This is a genomic window from Nocardia seriolae NBRC 15557 (assembly GCF_007990715.1).
GTDB classification, from domain to species: Bacteria; Actinomycetota; Actinomycetes; order Mycobacteriales; family Mycobacteriaceae; genus Nocardia; species Nocardia seriolae.
Window position 1 is genome coordinate 18126 of sequence record NZ_BJWY01000072.1, and the last position, 20455, is coordinate 38580.

Annotated in this window: 26 protein-coding genes; 15 read left to right on the forward strand and 11 right to left on the reverse strand. The window is 67.6% G+C overall.

Translation table 11 applies throughout. From position 1 onward, the window contains the following. Positions 1–13: 13 nt before the first annotated feature. From sufC to NS2_RS21405, 4 genes are read left to right on the forward strand one after another with little or no spacing between them, the layout of a single operon-like run. Entirely contained in the window at positions 14–811 is a 798-nt protein-coding gene (sufC, locus tag NS2_RS21390) for a Fe-S cluster assembly ATPase SufC (protein WP_033089170.1), read from the forward strand. Continuing rightward, a complete protein-coding gene (locus NS2_RS21395) occupies positions 812–2065 on the forward strand; it encodes a SufS family cysteine desulfurase (RefSeq protein ID WP_033089169.1) in 1254 nt (417 codons plus the stop codon). It abuts the gene before it with no gap. 3 nt (positions 2066–2068) lie between these two features. Then, on the forward strand, positions 2069–2542 hold the full coding sequence (gene sufU / locus NS2_RS21400; RefSeq protein ID WP_147207264.1) for a Fe-S cluster assembly sulfur transfer protein SufU: 474 nt from the start codon (positions 2069–2071) through the stop codon (positions 2540–2542). A 3-nt stretch (positions 2543–2545) separates the two neighbouring features. Next, positions 2546–2917 carry a metal-sulfur cluster assembly factor gene (locus NS2_RS21405; RefSeq protein ID WP_033089167.1) on the forward strand — a complete coding sequence of 124 codons (372 nt, stop codon included), beginning with the start codon at positions 2546–2548 and terminating at the stop codon, positions 2915–2917. Positions 2918–3007: 90 nt separating this feature from the next. On the opposite strand, the gene NS2_RS21410 is transcribed toward NS2_RS21405, so the two are convergent. Further along, positions 3008–4096 (reverse strand): ADP-ribosylglycohydrolase family protein, encoded by a 1089-nt coding sequence (locus NS2_RS21410; RefSeq protein ID WP_033089166.1) that lies wholly within the window; start codon positions 4094–4096, stop codon positions 3008–3010. Positions 4097–4178: 82 nt separating this feature from the next. Then, positions 4179–4775 (reverse strand): TetR/AcrR family transcriptional regulator, encoded by a 597-nt coding sequence (locus tag NS2_RS21415; RefSeq protein WP_033089195.1) that lies wholly within the window; start codon positions 4773–4775, stop codon positions 4179–4181. Positions 4776–4820: 45 nt separating this feature from the next. Here NS2_RS21415 and NS2_RS21420 point away from each other — a divergent pair, with 45 nt between their 5' ends. The 4 genes from NS2_RS21420 to NS2_RS21435 all read left to right on the forward strand — a co-directional run bounded on the left by NS2_RS21420 (position 4821) and on the right by NS2_RS21435 (position 7151). Continuing rightward, positions 4821–5162, forward strand: a complete 342-nt coding sequence (locus tag NS2_RS21420) for a cupin domain-containing protein (RefSeq protein ID WP_147207265.1) — start codon at positions 4821–4823, stop codon at positions 5160–5162. A gap of 82 nt (positions 5163–5244) precedes the next feature. Next, entirely contained in the window at positions 5245–5907 is a 663-nt protein-coding gene (gene lexA, locus NS2_RS21425; RefSeq protein ID WP_033089164.1) for a transcriptional repressor LexA, read from the forward strand. Between the two features lie 52 nt (positions 5908–5959). Then, a complete protein-coding gene (locus NS2_RS21430; RefSeq protein ID WP_147207266.1) occupies positions 5960–6415 on the forward strand; it encodes a DUF4189 domain-containing protein in 456 nt (151 codons plus the stop codon). A 112-nt stretch (positions 6416–6527) separates the two neighbouring features. Further along, complete coding sequence (locus tag NS2_RS21435; RefSeq protein WP_052086694.1) at positions 6528–7151, forward strand: hypothetical protein; 624 nt, start codon at positions 6528–6530, stop codon at positions 7149–7151. 12 nt (positions 7152–7163) lie between these two features. On the opposite strand, the gene NS2_RS21440 is transcribed toward NS2_RS21435, so the two are convergent. Then, positions 7164–7763, reverse strand: coding sequence for a TetR/AcrR family transcriptional regulator (locus NS2_RS21440; RefSeq protein ID WP_033089162.1), 600 nt, complete (start codon positions 7761–7763; stop codon positions 7164–7166). 65 nt (positions 7764–7828) lie between these two features. On the opposite strand from NS2_RS21440, the gene NS2_RS21445 reads away from it, so the two are divergent. After that, positions 7829–9130, forward strand: coding sequence for an MMPL family transporter (locus NS2_RS21445; RefSeq protein WP_052086693.1), 1302 nt, complete (start codon positions 7829–7831; stop codon positions 9128–9130). Between the two features lie 2 nt (positions 9131–9132). Beyond that, on the forward strand, positions 9133–9555 hold the full coding sequence (locus tag NS2_RS21450; protein ID WP_033089161.1) for a PNPOx family protein: 423 nt from the start codon (positions 9133–9135) through the stop codon (positions 9553–9555). Positions 9556–9562: 7 nt separating this feature from the next. On the opposite strand, the gene NS2_RS21455 is transcribed toward NS2_RS21450, so the two are convergent. The 6 genes from NS2_RS21455 to NS2_RS21480 all read right to left on the reverse strand — a co-directional run bounded on the left by NS2_RS21455 (position 9563) and on the right by NS2_RS21480 (position 13936). Continuing rightward, positions 9563–10378 carry an SMP-30/gluconolactonase/LRE family protein gene (locus NS2_RS21455; protein ID WP_052086692.1) on the reverse strand — a complete coding sequence of 272 codons (816 nt, stop codon included), beginning with the start codon at positions 10376–10378 and terminating at the stop codon, positions 9563–9565. Between the two features lie 268 nt (positions 10379–10646). Further along, positions 10647–11132: a hypothetical protein gene (locus NS2_RS21460; RefSeq protein WP_033089160.1), complete on the reverse strand. Its 486-nt coding sequence runs from the start codon at positions 11130–11132 to the stop codon at positions 10647–10649. Between the two features lie 51 nt (positions 11133–11183). Next, entirely contained in the window at positions 11184–11780 is a 597-nt protein-coding gene (locus tag NS2_RS21465) for a GNAT family N-acetyltransferase (RefSeq protein WP_052086691.1), read from the reverse strand. Between the two features lie 75 nt (positions 11781–11855). Further along, positions 11856–12746, reverse strand: a complete 891-nt coding sequence (gene ku / locus NS2_RS21470; RefSeq protein ID WP_033089159.1) for a non-homologous end joining protein Ku — start codon at positions 12744–12746, stop codon at positions 11856–11858. A gap of 112 nt (positions 12747–12858) precedes the next feature. Further along, entirely contained in the window at positions 12859–13119 is a 261-nt protein-coding gene (locus NS2_RS21475; protein ID WP_373456099.1) for a hypothetical protein, read from the reverse strand. Positions 13120–13315: 196 nt separating this feature from the next. Beyond that, positions 13316–13936 (reverse strand): TetR/AcrR family transcriptional regulator, encoded by a 621-nt coding sequence (locus NS2_RS21480; protein ID WP_033089158.1) that lies wholly within the window; start codon positions 13934–13936, stop codon positions 13316–13318. Positions 13937–14031: 95 nt separating this feature from the next. On the opposite strand from NS2_RS21480, the gene NS2_RS21485 reads away from it, so the two are divergent. From NS2_RS21485 to NS2_RS36850, 4 genes are read left to right on the forward strand one after another with little or no spacing between them, the layout of a single operon-like run. Further along, a complete protein-coding gene (locus tag NS2_RS21485; protein WP_033089157.1) occupies positions 14032–14463 on the forward strand; it encodes a tautomerase family protein in 432 nt (143 codons plus the stop codon). After that, positions 14456–15631, forward strand: coding sequence for a zinc-dependent alcohol dehydrogenase (locus NS2_RS21490; RefSeq protein WP_045438390.1), 1176 nt, complete (start codon positions 14456–14458; stop codon positions 15629–15631). The genes NS2_RS21485 and NS2_RS21490 overlap by 8 nt, the downstream gene beginning before the upstream one ends. Continuing rightward, positions 15628–15987 (forward strand): tautomerase family protein, encoded by a 360-nt coding sequence (locus NS2_RS21495; RefSeq protein WP_197707921.1) that lies wholly within the window; start codon positions 15628–15630, stop codon positions 15985–15987. Before NS2_RS21490 ends, NS2_RS21495 begins: the two co-directional genes overlap by 4 nt. Continuing rightward, entirely contained in the window at positions 15984–16124 is a 141-nt protein-coding gene (locus NS2_RS36850; RefSeq protein ID WP_197707922.1) for a hypothetical protein, read from the forward strand. The genes NS2_RS21495 and NS2_RS36850 overlap by 4 nt, the downstream gene beginning before the upstream one ends. A gap of 197 nt (positions 16125–16321) precedes the next feature. Here the strand turns inward: NS2_RS36850 and NS2_RS21500 are convergent, their stop codons facing one another. Beyond that, positions 16322–17905, reverse strand: coding sequence for an MFS transporter (locus NS2_RS21500; RefSeq protein ID WP_045438388.1), 1584 nt, complete (start codon positions 17903–17905; stop codon positions 16322–16324). Positions 17906–17995: 90 nt separating this feature from the next. Here NS2_RS21500 and NS2_RS21505 point away from each other — a divergent pair, with 90 nt between their 5' ends. Continuing rightward, positions 17996–18496: a MarR family winged helix-turn-helix transcriptional regulator gene (locus tag NS2_RS21505; RefSeq protein ID WP_081986083.1), complete on the forward strand. Its 501-nt coding sequence runs from the start codon at positions 17996–17998 to the stop codon at positions 18494–18496. 319 nt (positions 18497–18815) lie between these two features. On the opposite strand, the gene NS2_RS21510 is transcribed toward NS2_RS21505, so the two are convergent. After that, positions 18816–20324 carry a PucR family transcriptional regulator gene (locus NS2_RS21510; RefSeq protein WP_033089156.1) on the reverse strand — a complete coding sequence of 503 codons (1509 nt, stop codon included), beginning with the start codon at positions 20322–20324 and terminating at the stop codon, positions 18816–18818. Positions 20325–20455: the final 131 nt, after the last annotated feature.

The following is a 20455-nucleotide window of genomic DNA, read 5'->3' on the forward strand; positions in this document are numbered from 1 at the left end:
AATCCGAAATCCGATGACCACCCTGGAAATCAAGGACCTGCACGTCGAGGTCGCCAACCCGGACGAGACCGGCGAGCCCATCAAGATCCTCAAGGGCGTGAACCTGACCATCAAGTCGGGTGAGACCCACGCGATCATGGGCCCCAACGGTTCCGGCAAGTCGACCCTGTCCTACGCCATCGCTGGGCACCCCAAGTACACCGTCACCCAGGGCACCATCACCCTCGACGGTGAGGACGTGCTGGAGATGTCGGTCGACGAGCGTGCTCGCGCCGGTCTTTTCCTGGCCATGCAGTACCCGGTCGAGGTTCCGGGTGTCTCGGTTTCCAACTTCCTGCGCACCGCCGCCACCGCCATCCGCGGCGAGGCCCCCAAGCTGCGCACCTGGGTGAAGGAAGTCAAGGAGTCGATGTCGGAACTGGAGATCGATCCGGCCTTCGGCGAGCGCTCGGTCAACGAGGGTTTCTCCGGCGGTGAGAAGAAGCGCCAGGAGATCCTGCAGCTGAGCCTGCTGAAGCCGAAGATCGCCATCCTCGACGAGACCGACTCGGGCCTCGATGTGGATGCGCTGCGGATTGTTTCCGAGGGTGTGAATCGTTACAAGGAGCGGGAGAACGGCGGCATCCTGCTGATCACCCACTACACCCGCATCCTGCGCTACATCCAGCCGGACTTCGTGCACGTGTTCGTGGGCGGCAAGATCGTGGCCGAGGGCGGCCCCGAGCTGGCCGAGGAACTCGACGCGAATGGCTACGTGCGCTTCACCTCTTCCGCGGCGAGCCGCGAATCAGACGCTGTTGTAGGAGCCTGAATGACAAGCACCGTGGGGACTCTCGACGTCGCACGGATCAGGGCCGACTTCCCGATCCTCAGCCGGACGGTGCGCGACGGGAAACCGTTGGCGTACTTGGATTCCGGCGCGACCTCGCAACGTCCTTTGCAGGTGCTCGACGCCGAGCGGAACTTCCTGCTCGAACACAACGCGGCCGTGCATCGCAGCGCGCACCAGCTCGCCGAGGAGGCCAATGAGGCCTACGAGGCGGCGCGCGCGGCGATCGCGGCGTTCGTCGGGGTGGGCGCGGACGAGATCGTCTACACCAAGAACGCGACCGAGTCGCTGAACCTGGTGGCCTACGCCTTCTCCGACGACCGGTTCCCGCACCGCGTCGGGCCCGGCGACGAGATCGTCATCACCGAGCTCGAGCACCACGCGAATCTCGTGCCGTGGCAGGAGCTCGCGCGCCGCACGGGTGCGATGCTGAAGTGGTACGGGATCACCGATGACGGGCGCATCGACCTGGATTCGCTCGAATTGTCCTCGGCCACCAAGGTTGTCGCCTTCACCCACCAGTCCAATGTGACCGGTGCGGTCGCAGATGTCGCCGAATTGGTGCGCCGGGCAAAGGAAGTCGGCGCGATCGTGGTGCTCGACGCCTGCCAGTCGGTGCCGCACATGCCGGTGGACTTCAAGGAGCTGGGCGTCGACTTCGCCGCCTTCTCCGGGCACAAGATGCTGGGCCCCTCGGGCATCGGCGTCCTGTACGGCCGGCGCGCGCTGCTCGAGGACACCCCGCCGTGCATCACCGGCGGCTCCATGATCGAGACCGTGTACATGGATCACTCGACCTTCGCCGCGCCGCCGCAGCGGTTCGAGGCGGGCTCGATGATGATCTCGCAGGCCATCGGATTGGGTGCGGCCGTCAAGTATCTGAGCGATATCGGCATGGAAGCCGTCGCGGCGCACGAGCACACGCTCGTCGGCGCGGCCCTGGAAGGTATCGGCGCGATCGACGGTGTCCGCATCATCGGCCCGACCGAGAACGTGCACCGCGGTGGCGCGGTGTCGTTCGTGGTCGACGGCATCCACGCCCACGACGTCGGCCAGATCCTCGACGACCAAGGCGTCGCCATCCGCGTCGGCCACCACTGCGCGTGGCCGCTGCACCGGTACTTCGGCGTCGCCGCGACCGCCCGTGCCTCGTTCGCGGTGTACAACACCCTCGACGAGGTCGATCAGCTGGTGGCCGCGGTGCGGAAGGCCCAGAGCTTCTTCGGAGTTGCATAAATCATGCGCATGGAGCAGATGTACCAGGAAGTCATCCTGGACCACTACAAGCACCCGCACCACCGAGGGCTGCGCGAGCCCTTCGGCGCGGAAGTGCACCACGTCAACCCGACCTGCGGTGACGAGGTCACGCTGCGCGTGCACATCGACGACAACGGCGACGTCAAGGACGTCTCCTACGACGGTCAGGGCTGCTCGATCAGCCAGGCGTCCACCTCGTTGCTCACCGACCAGGTCATCGGCCTGCCGGTGCAGCAGGCGCTGAAGGTGGTCGAGGCCTTCGACGAAATGATCACCAGCCGCGGCACCCTCGAGGGCGACGAGGACGTGATCGGCGACGGCATCGCCTTCGCCGGCGTCTCCAAGTACCCCGCCCGCGTGAAGTGCGCGCTGCTGGGCTGGATGGCGTTCAAGGACGCCGTCGTGCGGATAGCCTCGGCCGAGGAAGCCAAGAAGACCATGGGCAACGGGGAGTAAGAGATGAGCGAAACCGACCAGCAGGCCGCCGAATCGGCCCCCGTCGAACTGACCGCCGAGGAGCTCCAGCACCTCGACGATATGGAAGAGGCGATGCGCGACGTCGTCGACCCCGAACTCGGCATCAACGTCGTCGATCTGGGCCTCGTCTACGGCATGAAGTTCGAGGACGGCATCGCCAAACTCGACATGACCCTCACCTCCCCGGCCTGCCCGCTGACCGACGTCATCGAAGACCAGTCCCGCAACGCTCTGGTCCGCTCGGGCCTCGCCGAGGATCTCCAGATCAACTGGGTCTGGATGCCTCCGTGGGGCCCCGACAAGATCACCGACGACGGCCGCGAACAACTCCGCGCCCTGGGCTTCACCGTCTAGCGGGACACCGCACCGGCTTCCCGATGGGGCCGATCCGATTAAGATCGGCCCCATCGCCGTTTCCGCGGTAGCTATGTGGTCGATTCGGGGTCAGTTGGCGAGCTCGGTGTCGAGGGGGTAGCGGGCGGCGAGGGTGGTGCGGTCGTTGTAGAAGAAGTTGAGGACGAGGTCGTCTGCTACCTGGAATAGCTCGTCGCGGCCTTCGACGGCGGCGACCCAGTCCATGGGGAGGGCTTGGAGGCCGTGGAGGACGCCGATGAGGTTGCCTGCTACCGCGCCGGTGGAGTCGGAGTCGCCGGAGTGGTTGACGGACAACAGGAGTCCGGCTCGGGTGTCGCCAGTGCGGTAGGTGTGGAGGGCGCAGTAGACGGCGATGGCCAGGCATTCCTCGGCGCACCAGCCTGCGCCGATGAGTTGGAGGCGTTCGGGGGTGGGGTCGCCGAGGTGGGCTACGGCGAGGGCCGCTGAGAGGGCGGAGACCGTTTCGGCGCTGGAGGGGAGTGGGGTGAGGCGGGTGATGGTGTCGCGCACGGCGATCGGGAGTTCGATACCCGCGAGGACGCTGTCGATGATTACCGCGAATGCGCCCGCGGCGAGGTATCCGGTCGGGTGGCCGTGGGTGAGCTGGGCGCAGCGCATCGCGGTGTAGAAGGCTCGGTCGCCGCCGAAGCCCGCCAGACCGAAGGGGGCCGAGCGCATTACGGTGCCGCAGCCCTTCGATTTCGGGTTCACCGGGCCCGGCTCGCCGAACTCCAACGGCGCGATGAATTCTTCGGCCTGCTGTCGTAACCCGGTCATGCAGGCATTGCCCGGAGATCGCATGGCGTACAGGAATTGGTGTCCCGCGAGCCAGCCGTCGACATTGCCACCCGGGCGCGCCCGCTGTTGGGTATCTCGCCACCGCAGGTAGGCGCGCCGCATGACCGGCGCGGGATCCGTTCCCGGCCTACACCGCAGCAGCCCTTCGGCGGTGAACAGCGTCATCTGCGTGTCATCGGTGATCTGCTGCGGCGCTTCGGGATCGTGCCCGGGCAGGAATCCGGTCACTCCGGCGGGCCCGTACCGTTCCCGAATCTGCTGCAACGACAAGAATTCGATGGGCCACCCGAGCGCATCCCCGACTGCCCCACCCAGCATCGCCCCGCGAACCCGATCGAACACCCTCTCGTGATCCTCCACGCCACCACCATATTCGCCGGACGATCACGAACCGCGCGAGCCACCGGCCGGTGTCGTGCTCGCCGTCCCGCCCGGTCCTGGCCTAGCTGTCGTCGGTCAGTGCCTGCGACAGGAGGGCTCGGGCTGTGCCGCAGAGGGTTTCGGCGGCTTCGGGGCGGTGCAGGCCCGCGATGTCGACCAGCCAGATGAAGGACTCGATTCCGGTGGCGGAGCGGATGGTCACGGCCAGGCGGTGAATGTCGATGTGCGGGTGAGAATCTCGCAGCGGGGACAGGGCGTGTTCGAGCCAGCCGATGGCCCGGCCACGGCGCAGTGGAGACGGGTTGCCCGCGCCGGGGTCCAGTGAAAGGCGTAGGGAGGCCCGTAGTTCGGGCTCCCAGTCGAGGATGATGCGCACGCATTCGCTCATGACGAGGTCGAGACGTGAGTGGGGATCGGTGGGGGCGGGGTCGGGGAGCAGGGAGTCGCGGTCGATCTCCGGGTGGGCGGCCGCCAGCAGGGCGCGCTGGTTTGGGAAGTAGCGGTAGGCGGTGGTGCGGGAGATGCCCGCGGCCGCGGCGGCATCCTCGACGGTGGGGATGGTGCTGTCCGCGAGCAGCTTTCGCGCCGCGCTCACCAACGCCGATCGGGTGCGCGACTTCTGATTGCGCCGACCGGTTTCCTCATATGGTACCGACATGCCCATCATGGTACTCTTGTCCCATATCGATCTTCGGAGGCCGTTGTGAGCACCGATCCCGCCGTCGTCAATCCGGATCTGTACCGGGTGATCTTCGAGAACGACCGCGTCCGGGTCCTCGAATACCGCGACAGACCCGGCGACAGGACCTCACCGCATTCCCACCCCGACAGCGTCTTGTATCCGCTGAACTCCTTCCACCGCCGCATTTCCGCGAACGGGGAGCAGGTCGAGGTGTCGCTCACTGCCGGTCAGGTCCGCTGGCTCGGCGCGCAGGAACACGCGGGGGAGAACATCGGCGATACCGAAAGCCACGCCCTGTTCATCGCATTGAAGGAGCCCGCGCCCGCCGCAACGGCATCCGTCCTCGGCCCCACCGGCGTCTGACCGGAGTCGGCGTGCTGCCGAGTCCCGATTCGGCGGCCGGTCGCGCCCGGGGACGGACCGCGTGTCCCCGTAGGATTCCCCGGTGACCTATGACGACTTCGACGGATTCGAGCATCTCGACACCTCCACCTTGCCGGAGCGCCAGCAGCGGATTCTGTGCACGATCCGGGATTGGGTGCAGCGGCACGGGTATTCGCCGAGCACCCGGGAGATCGGGGATGCGGTCGGATTGAAGTCTGGTTCGTCCGTTTCGCGTCATTTGCGCGAATTGGAGGAGCGGGGATTTCTCAAACGGAGCGAATCGGTCACCCGGCCGATGGATGTCCGGCTGTTCCTGAAGGCCGCCGCGCCGCAGCGTCAGGCCGACGAGAACTCCGTACCGGTGCCGGTCGTCGGTGATATCGCGGCCGGTACGCCGATCCTGGCCGAGGAGCACACCGACGACGTGCTGTCGCTGCCACGCGAACTGGTCGGCCGGGGAACCGTGTTCGGCCTGCGGGTTCGCGGCGATTCCATGATCGATGCCGCCATCTGCGACGGCGACATCGTGGTGGTCCGCAAGCAGCACGAGGCGCACACCGGCGAGATCGTCGCCGCCATGATCGACGGCGAGGCCACGGTGAAGGTCTACCGCCGCAGCAACGGCCACGTTTACCTGGAACCGCGCAACCCCGCGTACTCGGTCATCGATGGCGACAATGCCCAGGTACTCGGTAAGGTCGTCTCGGTCATGCGGCGCGTCTGAGCGTCTGGCATGATGACGCCCGTTATCACCTTCCATCCCCGGGGAGTATCGAATGTCGTTGCTGCGCAATGCCAGTATGGGCCTCGCCGTTACGTCGATGGCCGCGATGGGCACCGTGGCCACCGGAACCGCTTCCGCGGCGGACGCGGAGCCGGTCTTCACCGCCGCCTCCGGTGACCTGTACGGCGCACTCGCGCTGTCCAAGAGCACCGGAAATGTCGCATATGCCGTGAACTACGGCAGCTGGGACAGTGCCGACGGCGCGGCCGTCGAGCAGTGCGGTGGCGGCGACTGCGCGGTCGTCGTGCACTTCGCCAACGCCTGCGGCGCGGTCGCACAGGGCGCCGACACCCGCTTCGGCTGGGCCTGGGCCCCGTCGAAGTCCGAGGCCGAATCCTCGGCCATCAATGTGCTCGGCAAGAGCGCCCCGTCCTTCCCGGACACGGGTTCCTCCTCGCCGCGCCAGGCCAAGGTCATTCTGTCGGCCTGCACCGAGAACGCCAGCTGAGTTCTCAGCCGAGTGCCCCAGCGCCACACCGGATTCGTCCGGTGTGGCGCTGTTTTGTTTGCCGGAGTCCGTTTCCCAGCAACACGCCCGACCGGGCGGGGATGATTTCGGAGTGGACGACATCACCTACGAGGACACCCGGTTCGCCCTGCACGCCGCGGCCGAACTGCTGATCGCCGGTCCGCAGTACCGCCGCTTCGGCAGCATCCGCATGCGCATCGTGCTGGGCGGGTTCACCGGCATGAAATGGCCGGTGTCGGTGACGGGGACCGATCTGGTGTGGCCGCAGGGCCGCATCCGCCTGCACGGCACCTACAGTGACCTCGCCCTGACCGCCGGTTTCGAGGCCGACGGCCCGCCCGAGGGTCTGTATTCCGACGGCACCCGGATGGATCCGGACGAGCCGTTCACCGTCGATGCCACCGCCGCCACCGCCGTGCACGACTGGTTCGCGGTGGGGGACACCGCATTACGTCGCTTCGCCGCCGAGCAGCCGGTGCTGTGGCCGGAGCATTTCGATCTGTCGGTCGCCGTGGACGAGGTGAACTACGGTGTCTCGCCGGGGGATTGGGACAACCCACAGCCCTACGCCTATGTCGGGCCGTGGACGCGCCGCCGCGGCGAGTACTGGAACGCGTCGTTCGGGGCCATGCGCCCGCGCGCCGAGGTCGCCACGGTCGAGGGCCTGCTGGAATTCTTCCGCGAGGGGAGAGCCCGTGCGGCGCAGGACGATTGAGGTCGTCGCGGATCAGCCTCCGGTCGGCGCGGTCCCGGTGCGCAAGGCGTCGATCGTCGGGCCGAACCATTCGGCGACCTCGTCGAGGGAGGCCGTGGCGACCGGGCCGAGCCCGAGAATGTAGCGGGCCCAGGCGATGCCGACGAGTTGCGAGCCGACCATGGCGGCGCGGCGGGCGGCCTCGCCGGTGAGCGGCTCGGGCTTGCCGTCGCGCCAGACCCGTTGCACGACGAATTCGTTGACCCGCGCGGCCGCCTCGGGCGAGCCGGAGGCGGCCTGTGCCAGGGCGACGAAGGCCCGGCCGGGTTCCTCCGGGCCCTGCTCCCATTTGCGCAGGAATTCGTACACGATGTCGGTTCCGGTGCGCGGCTTGCCGGTCGCCGCCGATTCGGCCCGGCGCTCGGCGGCGTAGAGCCCGGCCATGCTCTCGACGAACAGGTCGAGCTTGGTGCCGAAGTAGTGGTAGACAAGCGCGTTGTCCACCTCGGCCCGGCGCGCGACCGCGGTCATGGCGGTCTTGGTGAAGCCCTGCTCCAGAAAGACCGCGCGGGCCGCGGTCATGATCTTCTCGCGTGTGCCCTGGTCACCGGGCCTGCGGCCGCGTCCTGCCACCGGATCTCCCTCCAACTATTCACAGAGTATGAATTCTGTGCCTAAACTCAGACACTGTGAATTCTATGGTGGTAGCCGGCTCGACCGAGGTCGACCCCTCGGGCCGGAGAACAACGAATCTGCCCGGGCGGCTGGGCGGGTGGTGTTACGACCACCGCCGGGCCGTCCTGATCGCATGGATCCTGGGCGTCATCGCGGTGATCGCGACGGCCGGCGGGCTCGGGCCCGCGTTCGAGGACAACTTCGGGGGAGTGGCCTGCCCGGATTCGAACACCACCCGCGCGCTGTCCCCGGCCTGCGCCGAAAACCGCTCGTCGAGAATGTCGCGCGCCTGCTGCGACTGGCCGCTGGTGGCGCTGGCGGTGCCGATGTTCTCGATGCGGCTGGCGTTCAGCGACTCCGGTAACGACCCGACACGTCTGACCACGCGTCAGGCCTACGACCTGCTCGCGCACGCCTACGGCCCCGGCTTCAACGGCCCCTTGGTGCTCGCGGCCGAATTGCCCCGTGCGGCAGGCGATCACGGTGTGCTCGACGGATTCACGCAGCGGCTGGCAGGCGTGCCCGGCGTCTCGAAGGTCACGGCCGCGATCTACAACCCGGCCGGGGACGCCGCGGTCATGGTGATCTATCCGGCCGCCGACCCGCAGTCGGCGGAGACGGCCGCGCTGGTGGACAACCTGCGCGACAACGTGATTCCCGAGGCGCTCGCGGGCACCGATGTCCGGGTCCTGGTGGGCGGCCGGACCGCGGCGGGCATCGACGAGTCCGCGCGTCTCTCGGTCCGGTTGCCCTGGGTGATCGGCCTGGTGATCCTGCTGTCGTTCGTGCTGCTCATGGTTGTGTTCCGGTCGATCGCCATCCCCTTGAAGGCGGCGGCCATGAACCTGCTCTCGATCGGCGCGGCCTACGGCGCGATCGTGGCGGTCTACCAATGGGGCTGGCTGTCATCGATTTTCGGCGTCACCCGCACCGGGCCCATCGACCCGTGGATTCCCCTGATGATGTTCACCATCACCTTCGGCCTGTCCATGGATTACGAGGTCTTCCTGCTCTCCCGGATCCAGGAGGAATGGCGCCGTCACCGCGACAACTCCGCGGCCGTCGCTCACGGCATCGCCGCCACCGGCCGCATCATCACCGCGGCGGCCGCCATCATGGTCTGCGTCTACGGATCCTTCGTCATCGGCGACCCGTTGCGCACCCTGAACATCTTCGGCCTGGGCCCGGCCGTGGCCATTCTGGTCGACGCCACCCTGGTGCGCATGGTGCTGGCGCCATCGATCATGCAGCTGCTCGGCCGGGCCAACTGGTGGCTGCCCGCCGGGCTCGACCGCATCCTGCCCCGCATCGAAATCGAGGAATAACCATGTCCAAGCAGCAGATTCGCAATCGGATCGTCATCGCCTCGCACCGCATCGGACTGCCCTTCGGTCCCATGCACCTGCTGGGGGTGCCGGGACGCAAGACCGGGGTCCTGCGCGTCACGCCGGTCGCCCCGGTGTCGGTGGCCGGTCGGCGCTATCTGGTCGAGGCGTATCCGAATTCCGATTGGGTCAAGAACGCCCGCCGGGCCGGGCACGGGGTGCTGGCGCGCGGCCACCGGGCCGAACGGGTGAACCTGGTGGAAATCCCTGCCGCCGAACGCGGTTCGATTCTCCGGGAGTTCCCGGCCCAGAATCCACGTGGTGTGGGTGCGTTCGTGCGCAACGGCCTGGTCGAGTCACCGTCCCCCGATGCCTTCGCCGCCGCCGCACCGCGCTGCCCGGTCTTCCGCGTCGATCCCATGTGATCCGGGATCAGCTCGCGAGCAGATGCGCCAGGAGCACGTCACCGCCCTCGGTGCCGAGGATGAACGTGCTCGCGTCGGTGGGGCTGATGGTCACCGAGGTGATCGGCTGGTCGGTCGTCAGCAGGCAACTCGTGTGGGTGAGGGGGTCGGCCCGTACGAATTGCCCGGTGCCGGTGGCGATATAGAGCAGCCCACCGGCCGCGATGGCCAGATCGTCGGGTAGCAACGGTGTGCTGAGGGGAGCGGCGGCCAGGTCCACGGCCACGCTCGCCCGGCCGGGATCATCGATCGGCAGCGCGACGACGCGGCCGGTGGGACTCTCCAAAAGCGTGACGTAGAGGGTGTTCCCGGCCACGACAATGCCGTCGGCGCCGGGACCCTGTGCCGCCAGCGCGGTGCGTGCCCGCTCGGTCCAGTCGGTATCGATCGTCCCGTCCCGGTGGATCCGCACCACCGTGTTCGAGCCGGTATCGGCCACATAGAGGTTCCCGTCGCCGTCGAACACGGCCCCGTTGGCCTGGCCGAGCCCCGACACGAACACCTCGGGCTGCGGCGAGTCCGCGCTGGGATCGAAGCGCAGCACCCCGCCCCGCCGGGCCGCCCCCGCGATCGGCGAATTGCCGAATGTCACGTACAGCAACCCGTCCGGCCCGATCCGGACCGCGCCCGGGCTGGTCACCGGCACACTGGTGACGACATGACCGTCCCGGTCGAAGCGCTCCACGACATTGCGCAGGCTGCGCGCGATCCACACGTTCCCGCCGCCGTCGAACCCCAGATTCTCCGACCAGTCGAGCAGCGGGGCACGGGTGGGAATCGCCATCCGCATCTTGACCGATGGACAGGAAACAGCTGCGGCCGGGGCAGTTTCGGGTGTATCCGCAGCGGCCGAACCACCCGCGCCCGGCCCTGCCAGAGCCGCGGTGACGGCCAGCAGTACGGCCGCCGCCGGAGCGAGCCGCCGACCCCCGCGATCCGATTGCGGCACAGCGGCTTCCGATCGCGGATCCGGCATCGGGTCGTTCCCTTCGGTGGGCGGAGATCACCGGGAGCCTAGACCGCCCGGTCCGCTCCCGCCAAGCGCTGGGCGCTCACGGGTGGCTGGGTAGCCGTTCGGTGGAGTGGTCGGCCAGCGCGGCTTCGACATTGGCGATACCGGCGCGCACGCCCAACCCGTAGCCGTCATCGGATAGGTCGGCGAGTCGATCGCGGGACGCGTTCAGGTGCCGCCGTGCCGTGTCGAACGCGCCCAGACGCCCATAGTTGTCGGCCAGGTTGAGATGTAGCGACGGGTAGAAACCCCGGACGCTCAGTCCTGAGTGCTGCGCCTGCGCACGCTCGTCAGTGAGTGCGGCGCAGGCGTCGAGCGCGCGGATGTCCCAGGTGAGGCCGTCGGCGGCATGGTCCTGCAGGTCGGCCATATAGTGCGCCAGGGAAACCCGGTGCAGCGGATCCCCATCCGCGCCGATGGTCTCCCACAGCTCGGTCAGCCGTTCGCGGGCCGCCGCCGTATTGCCTTGGCGGCCAAGGACTACGGCGTCATTGATGGCGTTCATGGTCTCGTCGACGGCGGTCATGGCAGCCACGGTAGACCGGGGGTCCGACAACCGGCGGGCGGACCGTGACGACTAGCGGGCGGGCCGACCGTGGCGGCCGTCGCCGGTGATGCGTCCGCGCCGGATGAGATCGCGCTTGGTGCCGGGGCCGAGGGCGACCTGTTCGTCCGCGCCCGCCACGGCTTCATCCGGATTGGGCCGCACGAACAGCGTGACGGTGGTGCCCTCGGTGAAGCCGTTCTTGCGCATCATCCCGGCCGATGCGGCATTGTGCAGTTCCACGTCGGTGACGATGCGCCGCGCACCGTGCTTGAACAGCAGGTCGCAGCAGGCGGTCATGAGCTTTCCGGCCACGCCGCGCCCCTGCATATCGGGGGAGACCGCGATCCATTCCAGGTAGGCCCAGTCCTCGCGGAGCTCGAATTCCATGGAGGCCAGCACGAATCCGACGACCCGATCCGAATCCACCGCCACCCAGCAGGACTTGCCCGCACTGTCGAGATGCTCGGCCACCGAGGTCAGCGACCACGAGGTGTAGGGCTTGGCTTGGGTGTCGAACACCTGGTAGCCCAGGTCGATGACCTGACGCAGGTGCCCCAGGCCCATGGGGACGACGGCGATCTCGGGATGGATGGCGATCTCGGGTTGGTGGGATATGTCGGATTCCATGTCCGATAGTTTGCCAGGTGAGCGCTGCTTCGCCCGGAACCCTCCGGGCGCGGCCACCGCGGGTGCGGCGTGCTATCACGCGCCCTTGCGCGCCTGCTTGGCCGGAGCCTTCTTCGCCGCCTTCTTGGCGGGCTTCTTCTCGGCGGTGGCCTTGGCAACCTTGGCCGGTGCGGCGGTCGCCTTGCGCCCCGACGCCTCGAGGCTGCGCTGCAGAGCGGCCACCAGATCGACGACCTCGGCATCCATTTCCGGAGCGGCCGCCTCGGGCGCCCGGGTCACCTTGCTGCTGCCGCTGGCGATCGCCTCATCGAGCAGCTTCTTCAATTCGATCTGGTATTCGTCCACGTAGAGGCCGGGATCGAAATCATCCGAGAGCGTGTCGACCAACGTCTCGGCCATCTGCAATTCCTGCTTCTTGGGCTCGGCGACATCCTCGAGCTTGTCGAACACGGCCTCACGCACCTCATCCGGCCACAACAGCGTCTGCAACACCAGCACCCCGTCGCGCACCCGCAGCGCACCGAGCCGGGTCTTCTGCCGCAGCGTGAAATGCACCAGCGCCACCCGATCCACCCGCTCGAGCGTCTTCGCCAGCAGCACATACGCTTTCGGCGTATTCGAATCGGGTTCCAGATAGTAGCTCTTATCGAACAGAATCGGATCGATCTGCTCCGACGGCACGAATTGCAAGACCGGAATTTCGTGCTTCTCCGCCGCCGGAAGCTTGGCGAAGTCCTCATCGGTGAGAATCCCCCGATCCCCGTCAGGCGATTCATACGCCCGATCAATATCGGAATACTGCACCGGCTGCCCATCCACCGTGCACACCCGCTCATAGCGAATCCGCCCCCCATCCACCCCATGTACCTGGTGAAACTTGATGTCATGGTCCTCCGTGGCGGTATAAACCTTCACGGGAACATTCACCAGCCCGAACGCGATGGAGCCCTTCCAAATGGACCGCATTGTCCGATCCTACTTCGGACGGGTGCTTGTGGTCGGCTACGCGCCGCCGACCTGGGGTTTCGGATGGTTGTGGGTTCAATCGCGGACTCCGCGCGCAAACGAGCCGGGGTGATCAGGGCAGCGGAATCCACAAGCCGAACAGCCAGAAGCCGTGTCCAGCGGGCTGCTGATTCGAGGGGTTCTGCTTATCGTGGTTCGGGTTCTGCTGAGTCTGCGTGGGTGCGGGCTGCGGCGCGACCGGATCGGCGTTGGCCACCCCGGCGCCGATGCCCAGTGTGCTGAGCGCGATCCCACCGGCGACCGTGACCTTCGCAATCTTCGACTTCAACATCCCTGTACTCGCTTCCTCTCGATTCACGGTGGTCTCGACCACCGGCCGGCTGATGCCGACCTACCAACCGCGCCTCTCGAACATCAGCTCGAACTCGCCTGCAGCTGTGAGGTAGCTGTGTGCGTCAGGTGACAACTGCGGAGGGCCGGGCGAGAACTACCCGCCGAGATTCTTGGAACTGATACGAGCGGTATTCGGCGACGATCCATGTTGACGGTCCCTGTGCGCTGGAACACTTCTATGCGTCTTCGTCACCGGTAGAAGGCGTTTCGATACTCGAGCTTCGCGCGAGTAGGTCCTCGACGATCAGGGTGAGTTGGTCGCCGATGTGGTCCAGGGCTCGGGTGCTGTGCTCGGCGCGGCACATGGCCACGCTGCCCTCGGCGGCGGCGACGATCAGGGTGGCGGTGCGCTCGGCGGCGGCCGGATCGGCGCCGTGTTCGCGCAGGGACGTTGTCAGCAGGGCGGTCCACTGTGAGAACGCGGCGGCGGCTGCTTCGTGCGGGGCCGCCTCGGCCTCGGGCAGGTCCTCGACCGAGACTGCCAGTACGGGGCAACCGGCGCGGAATTCGGTGTCTACCACGACCTTTCGCCACATGCTCAGAAAGGCCCGGAGTGCCTCGACCGGTCCGTTCTCGAGTTCGCGGGTGAGCAGGGTCGAGGTCAGCTCGCCCGCGAAGGTGACGGCCTCGGCGGCCAGTTGGGTTTTGCCGCCCGGGAAGTAGTGGTAGGTCGACCCCAGCGGCGCGCGGGCGTACTTGGCCAGTTCGCGCACGCTGGTGGCATTGAGTCCGCGCCGCCTGATCATGTCGGCCGCGCCTGCCACGAGCTTCTGGCGTGAGTCCCGAGAGTCCGCCACCTCTACCTCCTTGTCTATAGCGGCTGTCATATTGTAGCGTGCTGTCGTTATGACGAGTGTTATAAGACCTCGTAGTGATGCGCAGGAGTGCGACGATGCCGATGATTCACCTGACCGTGCCCGCCGGAGCCTTGACCGCCGAGGCTCGCGGCGGGTTGCTGAAATCGCTGCCGAAGACCCTGCTGGAGTGGGAAGGCGCCCCCGACACCGCGTTCTTCCGCGCGCAGGCCTGGTGCCGTGTCGAGGAGGTCGCCGACGGCGGATTCGCCGCGCTCGAAGACGACCTACCCCGGTTCCGCGTGGATGTGACCGTTCCCGAGGGCGGGCTGTCGGAGCGTCGCAAGGCGGGGCTGGTCGAGGCGGTCACCGATCAGGTGCTCGCCGCCGCGGGCCTCTGCGAGGCCGGTGGCCTGCGAGTCTGGGTGCTGATCCACGAGCAGCCGGAGGGCACCTGGGGCGCTGCCGGGGGCATCGTGAAGTTCAAGGAATTGGCAGCACTCGCGCGGGGGCAGCGCGAGAATGCGTGAGCTGCAGTTCATTCGGGCCGGGCATCTGGAGTGGCGGGAGCGGCCCGCGCCGGTGCCGCGCGATCCGCGAGACGCCATCGTGCGCCCGTTCGTAGCGGGCCGATGTGACGGCGACACCCTGCCGATCCATCGGCGTGTGTCCCGGGCGATGCAACTCGGGATGCGGGCCGAGCTGATCGATCCGGTCGTGGGCAGCATCTGCGGGCCGGTCCCGTTCCAGGGACCGTTCGGCATCGGGCACGAGTGCGCCGCCGAGGTGATCGAGGTGGGCGAGGGCATCACCACCCTGCGACGCGGCGATGTGGTCGTGGTGCCCTGGGCCGTCTCGTGCGGCGACTGCCGCGAATGCGGGCTCGGGCTCACCGCGAAATGCTCCACCACCCGTGCCTCGACCTTGGCGGCGTTCGGCTTCGGGCCCGCCAGCGGCCCGTGGGGTGGCATGGTCGCGGACCTGCTGCGGATTCCCTTCGCCGACCACATGCTCGTACCGGTCCCCGCCGGGGTCGACCCCGTACGGGTAGTCGCGGCCAGCGACATTCTCTCCGACGCCTGGCGATGCGTGGTCCCGGGCCTGCGAGCGCGGCCGGGCGGCAAGGTGCTCGTCCTCGGGGGCGCGGCGCAGAGCATCGGACTGTACGCGGCCGGTTTGGCGGTCCGGCACGGCGCGACCGTCGTCGACTATGTCGATCACCGCCGCGAACGCCTCGACATTGCCGAAAAGCTCGGAGCCACACCATATGCCGTGGCCTCGAAAGGGAAATTGCGGCTCGGTCACATCCCGCGCCGCGACTACGACATCGCGGTGGAGGGCACCTCGACGGCGGCCGGAGTCGATGCCGCGCTGCGCTCGCTGGGTCCTGGAGGATGCTGTCAGCCCGTCGGCTACTACCTCCCGGTTATCACCAAGGTCCCGCTCATGCGCATGTACGCCAATGACGCCACCCTGAAGATCGGTGTCTCCAACGTCCGGCCGATCCTGCCGGACGTCCTGGATTTCGTTGCCCGGCACGACTTCCCCGCCGAAGTGGTCACCACCCTGACCGCCGACTGGGCGGACGCACCCGAGGCGTACCGGGCGCACACCACCAAGCTGGTCCTGCACCGTAGCCCGCTCCACACCGCCGATCGGATCGAAACGAACGCCACCCCAAAGAAATTGAAGCCATGACGCTTATCACGGTAACCAGCGAGAAGGGGAGGCTGTCGCTCGACCAGCGCCGGGAGCTGGCCCGCACACTCACCGACGCGGTACTCGTTCCCGAAGTCGGGCAACCAGCTCCCGCGGCTCGTATCGGATTCCAGGTGCATTTCGTCGAGCGCGAACCCGACACGATGGCGATCGGCGGGATGCCGGTCAGCGACCAGCAGCACCGGGTGGATGTCATGGTCATCGACATCGCGGTGATGGACGGCGACTGGCCCCGGGAGGTCCGCGCCGAGGTCATCGAGCGCACTTTTGCCGCGCTGACCGGGGCCACCGGGCCGAAGCGCCGGCTCCTACCTGGTGGATCAATTTCCGGGTGATCGACGAAGGCAGCTGGGGCTCACGCGGCGGCGTACTGTCGGTTCTCGACCTGCTCGCCAGTGGCGTCTTCACCGAGCAGAAGGCCGCGGCGGTCCGAGCGCACATCACCGAGGTGTCCGAGCCGGTGGCGGGGTGATGACCTCGCCGGTTTCCTCGAGCGGGCGCTGAATTTCCCTGGCCTGCGCCGTCTTACGTGGTGAGTGGCGCGCACGGACCGCCACATCGGCCAGGAGGAGCCAGTCATCTCCATTCGGACACCCGCGTCGATCGGGCGGCCGCTGCAACGAGCCCGGCGCCTGCACCGGAAGCTGGTGCGGGCGCATCGGGATCAGGTCAGTGAACGGGTTGTGGCGCATCATCGGCGCGTGGTGCAGGACGCGTGGCGGGGCGCTCGCTGACCTCGGCTTCGGGTGCGGCTGGGCGCAGCGTCACGGCCAGCACCAGGGCTCCGGCCAGGGCGAAGGCCATGGTCCAGACCGAGCCGACGTGCATGGCGTGGATGAAGGCGTGGTCGGCGGCGTGGGTTAGGTCGGGGCGGCCGATTGCCGCCGCGACGTGGCGGGCCTGCTCGGCGGAGACCTGGGCGGGCTCGCGGGCGGCGTCGGGGAGGGTGGTTACCTTGTCCTGCATGCTATTTCGGTAGGTGATTGACATGATGGTTCCGCCGACCGCGATGCCCAGGACGCTACCGGTCTGCCGGACCGTGCTGTTGACCGCGGAGCCGGCTCCGGCCAGTTTCAGCGGCAGCGTGGTCATGACGGCGGCGGACACCGATCCGATCGCCATGCCGATCGAGAAGCCTTGCAGCCCGGCCAGGATCACGTTCCAGGCGATGGGCGTATCCAACTCGAAGAACACGCCGCCGCCCATGCACAGGGCCCCGGCCGTGAGCGCGGTCGCGGCGACCGGCCGCAGCCCCCAGCGGCGCATCAGCCGGACGCCGAGCGGCCCGCCGATGATCACGCCGAGCGCGGCGGGGGAGTTGATCAGACCTGCGGCCAACGGTGAGAAACCGCGTGCGCCTTGCAGATAGAACGCGGCGTAGAAACCGGCCGCGGTCATGGCGAGGAACAGCAGCCCCAGCGCCGCGTTGCCGCCGCCGAAGACCCGCTGCGCGAGCAGTCGCGGATCGAAACTCGGCTGTGCGGAACGTAATTCGACCACCACGAACGCGGACAGCAACGCCGCCCCGCCCGCGATGGGAACCCACACCGACACCGGCGTCCACGCCGCGACCTGTCCGGCCCGGATCAATCCGTAGGCGAGAGCGGCCAATCCGCTGATCGACAACACCAGGCCGGGCAGATCCCAACCCCGCGGCACGGGATTGCGGAAGTTCGGCACCACCGCCGCGACCCCGGCCAGGGCGCCCACCACGACGGGCACATTCACCAGAAACACCGAGCCCCAACAGAAGTGGTCGAGCAGCACCCCGGCCAGCGGCGGCCCGGCGGCCAGCCCCACACCCGCCGAGGTCGAGAACAACCCGATGGCCGAGGCCCGGGCCGGACCGGTGAAGGTCCAGTTGACCGTGGCCATGGTGGCGGGCATGATCAGCGCGCTTCCGACGCCCATCACGGCCCGCGCGGTAATGAGCTGCCCCGGATCCGCGGAGTAGGCGGCCCAGATGGAGGACACGGCGAAGATCATCAGCCCGGTCGCGAGCACGCCGCGATGCCCGAACCGGTCCCCGAGCGCCCCGGCGGTGAACATCAGCGCGGCGAACACCAGCGTGTAGGACCCCGAAGCCCATTGCAGCTGAGCGGGATTCGCGCCCAGTCCGCGCGCCGGATCGGCGAGTGTCTCGAGTGCGGTGGCGAGGATGGTGTTGTCGATCCAGATCAACAGGGAGGACAGCAGGAGTACGGCGAGTATCAGCCGCTGCCGCGATTTCGGCAGGGTCTCAGGCGCAGTCATGGAAACCTTCGATAAGATTGGCAGGAACCTGACGATCGCAAGTGTGCGTGAGTGTCAGGAACCTGTCAATCTCTGGAGAGGGTGGTGCCGATGGGCCGGGACGGTTCGCGCAAATCAGCTCGGGTGGACGCCGATTCGGCGCAGGTCGACGCACAGGCCGAGGAATTCCATTGCGGCAGTGATGGTTCCCTGACCTTCATGGTCCGCAAGGCCTGGCTCAGCATGCGCGCCTCGATCGCCCAGCCGCTGGTGGAGTTCAATCTCACGACCTCCCAGTACGCCACCCTGATGATGACCCAGCGCGAACCCGGCATGTCCGTCTCCGATATCGCCCGCCAGGTCGGCAGCACCCGCCAAGCGGCGAACGAAATGCTCGCCACCCTCGAAAAGGACGGCATCATCGAACGCCGTCCCCACCCCACCGACCGCCGCACCCACCAGGTCTATGTCACCGACGCGGGCCGAGACCTCTACGAGCGGGCCCACGCCGCCGTCAGCCGCCGCGAAGCCGAACTGGAATCCGCCTTCACCCCCGCCCAACGCACCGCCATCCGCGAATGGCTCACCGGCATGGCCGAAGCCTGCCGCTGACCGGACCCGAGTACCGGCCCCGCTCAGAGACTGCCGAGGCCGCCGGCGAAAAGCCACTGCTATCAGGCGGTGTGAATCCCCGAGGCCGATGGTGGTGTCGCGGCCCGGCGGGTGGCGCCGCCGGGCGCTTAGAGCAAGGTCGGTGCCGTCTGCCAGGTGGCCGGTGCCACCTTCGTCGAATGGCTCGGCGGCGGTGCCGAAGCCCCGCAGCGATGTTCATCATGGATCAATCGCGGCGCGGGAACAGGCGATGAGGTTCGAATCAATCGCCGCGGTCGTGTGATTCGAATTGTGGTCTCGTCGAGGTGATTCACCGCGCTCAGCGCAGGGCGAGGGCGAGGAAGAAGTCGACGCGGTCTTCCAGGCGTGACAGGTCGCGGTTGGTGAGTTCCTCGATGCGCTGGATGCGGTAGCGCAGCGTATTGACGTGCAGGTGCAGCAGATCCGCGCATTTGGTCCAGGAGCCGGAGACCTCGAGGAAGGTTTCCAGGGTGTGGACCAGGTCGGCGCGGTTGTCCTGGTCGTAGACGCGCAAGGGGTCGAGGAGGCGGACGCGGAACATGCGGCGCACCTCGTCGGGGACGCTGGCGAGCAGCAGCATGTGGGTGGCCAGTTCGTCGTGGCGCACGACGCTGGTGGGCTGCTGGCGTTCGGCGGCCATGCGGCGGGCGTAGCGGGCCTCTTCGACCGCGCCGCGCAGGCCCTCGCCGTCGACCGCGCCGCTGATGCCCACGGACAGACAGCTCTGCTGGAGACCGGGTTCGAGAGCTTCGATGGCCCGGTGGATGTGGTCGTCGAGGGCCTGCTCATCACCGAGCGCGACCAGCAGGATCACCTCGCCGTCGACGACACCGATGGCGGGGCCGCGGCCGGAGAGGATTTCGCGCAGCACGGCACGCAGTTCGCCGGGTCGCACCGCACCGGAGTCGGCGGTGGCCGCGACCGCGAGGTAGCGATCGGACAGGCCGAGCCCGGTGAGTTCGAGGCGCGAGATGATGTCGGCCGGTTTGGAATCGGACATGATCAGCTCGATGAGCTCCTGGGCCAGGCGGCCCTCGGCGCTCTGCCGATCGTCCTGGCGGGCCTTCTCGAGGGCCACGACCGCGGCCAGTTCGCCGATCAGCGCGCGGCGTTCCTCGGGCCAGTCCTTGTAGTCGCTTTCGAAGACCAGGAACCAGTCCGCGATGCGTGAGGTGCCGTCGGCGTCCACCGCGAACAGCGAGTAGCGGATCTGGTTGTGGGAAAGCACATGCGGCAGCCGCTTCGCGCCGAGGAATGCCGATCGCACCTGTTCGGGCAGGTCACGGGTGGGCCCGGCGACCACGCGCCCGAGCGAGGACACCACCCAGCACCGCGTGCCGAGGGTGCGATGCACCAGATCGAGCACCGAATCCAGCCCGCCGCCCGACACCAGTTGCCGGTGCCGATCCAGGATGGCGCTCAGATCCGCGGCCCGTCCCGAGGACAGCCGCCGGTTGATCTGCTCGGTGATCGTGGCGAAGGCGATGTGCTCCTCGACATCGAACAGTGGCATTCGGTGTTTCTTACAAGCGGCGATCAAATCCGCGGGCGGTTCGCCGTAGAGGGCGCTACCGGCGACCAGCGCGGCCACTTTGGCCCGCGCGATATTGCTGACGAATTGCTCACTGTCCTCGGGTTTTGTGTGCCATTGCAGCCCGGTCAGCACGAAGTCGCCGCCGGACAGGTACCGGCTGGGATCGAGCATGTCGGTGGTTACGACCCAGCGTACGAAGCGGTCCAGCTCGTCCTCTCCGGTGACGAGCCGTAGGCCCAGGTCGTTCATGGTCAGCAGGGAACGTAACCGCATTTTTACGAGGCTAACAGTCGGTGACGGCCGGGTTACCGAACTTGGATGTAACTACAAACGAGTCCCTGTGAACCAGGCCACAGATTCGGATGTCTCGTTCTTTCGGGCATGACGGTCCGGCGGGTTAGTAC

Coding starts and splice junctions, on each gene's coding strand:
- NS2_RS21455 (WP_052086692.1), bottom strand. CDS start 10,378: ATGGCGATTCCCACCCGTGCCCCGCTGCTCGACTGGTCGGAGAATCTG.
- NS2_RS21450 (WP_033089161.1), top strand. CDS start 9,133: ATGTCCAAGCAGCAGATTCGCAATCGGATCGTCATCGCCTCGCACCGC.
- NS2_RS21465 (WP_052086691.1), bottom strand. CDS start 11,780: ATGGAATCCGACATATCCCACCAACCCGAGATCGCCATCCATCCCGAG.
- NS2_RS21495 (WP_197707921.1), top strand. CDS start 15,628: ATGACGCTTATCACGGTAACCAGCGAGAAGGGGAGGCTGTCGCTCGAC.
- NS2_RS21500 (WP_045438388.1), bottom strand. CDS start 17,905: ATGACTGCGCCTGAGACCCTGCCGAAATCGCGGCAGCGGCTGATACTC.
- ku (WP_033089159.1), bottom strand. CDS start 12,746: ATGCGGTCCATTTGGAAGGGCTCCATCGCGTTCGGGCTGGTGAATGTT.
- NS2_RS21415 (WP_033089195.1), bottom strand. CDS start 4,775: ATGTCGGTACCATATGAGGAAACCGGTCGGCGCAATCAGAAGTCGCGC.
- NS2_RS21430 (WP_147207266.1), top strand. CDS start 5,960: ATGTCGTTGCTGCGCAATGCCAGTATGGGCCTCGCCGTTACGTCGATG.
- NS2_RS21445 (WP_052086693.1), top strand. CDS start 7,829: ATGGTGGTAGCCGGCTCGACCGAGGTCGACCCCTCGGGCCGGAGAACA.
- NS2_RS21490 (WP_045438390.1), top strand. CDS start 14,456: ATGCGTGAGCTGCAGTTCATTCGGGCCGGGCATCTGGAGTGGCGGGAG.
- NS2_RS21485 (WP_033089157.1), top strand. CDS start 14,032: ATGCCGATGATTCACCTGACCGTGCCCGCCGGAGCCTTGACCGCCGAG.
- NS2_RS21505 (WP_081986083.1), top strand. CDS start 17,996: ATGGGCCGGGACGGTTCGCGCAAATCAGCTCGGGTGGACGCCGATTCG.
- NS2_RS21395 (WP_033089169.1), top strand. CDS start 812: ATGACAAGCACCGTGGGGACTCTCGACGTCGCACGGATCAGGGCCGAC.
- sufU (WP_147207264.1), top strand. CDS start 2,069: ATGCGCATGGAGCAGATGTACCAGGAAGTCATCCTGGACCACTACAAG.
- NS2_RS21460 (WP_033089160.1), bottom strand. CDS start 11,132: ATGACCGCCGTCGACGAGACCATGAACGCCATCAATGACGCCGTAGTC.
- NS2_RS21405 (WP_033089167.1), top strand. CDS start 2,546: ATGAGCGAAACCGACCAGCAGGCCGCCGAATCGGCCCCCGTCGAACTG.
- NS2_RS21510 (WP_033089156.1), bottom strand. CDS start 20,324: ATGCGGTTACGTTCCCTGCTGACCATGAACGACCTGGGCCTACGGCTC.
- sufC (WP_033089170.1), top strand. CDS start 14: ATGACCACCCTGGAAATCAAGGACCTGCACGTCGAGGTCGCCAACCCG.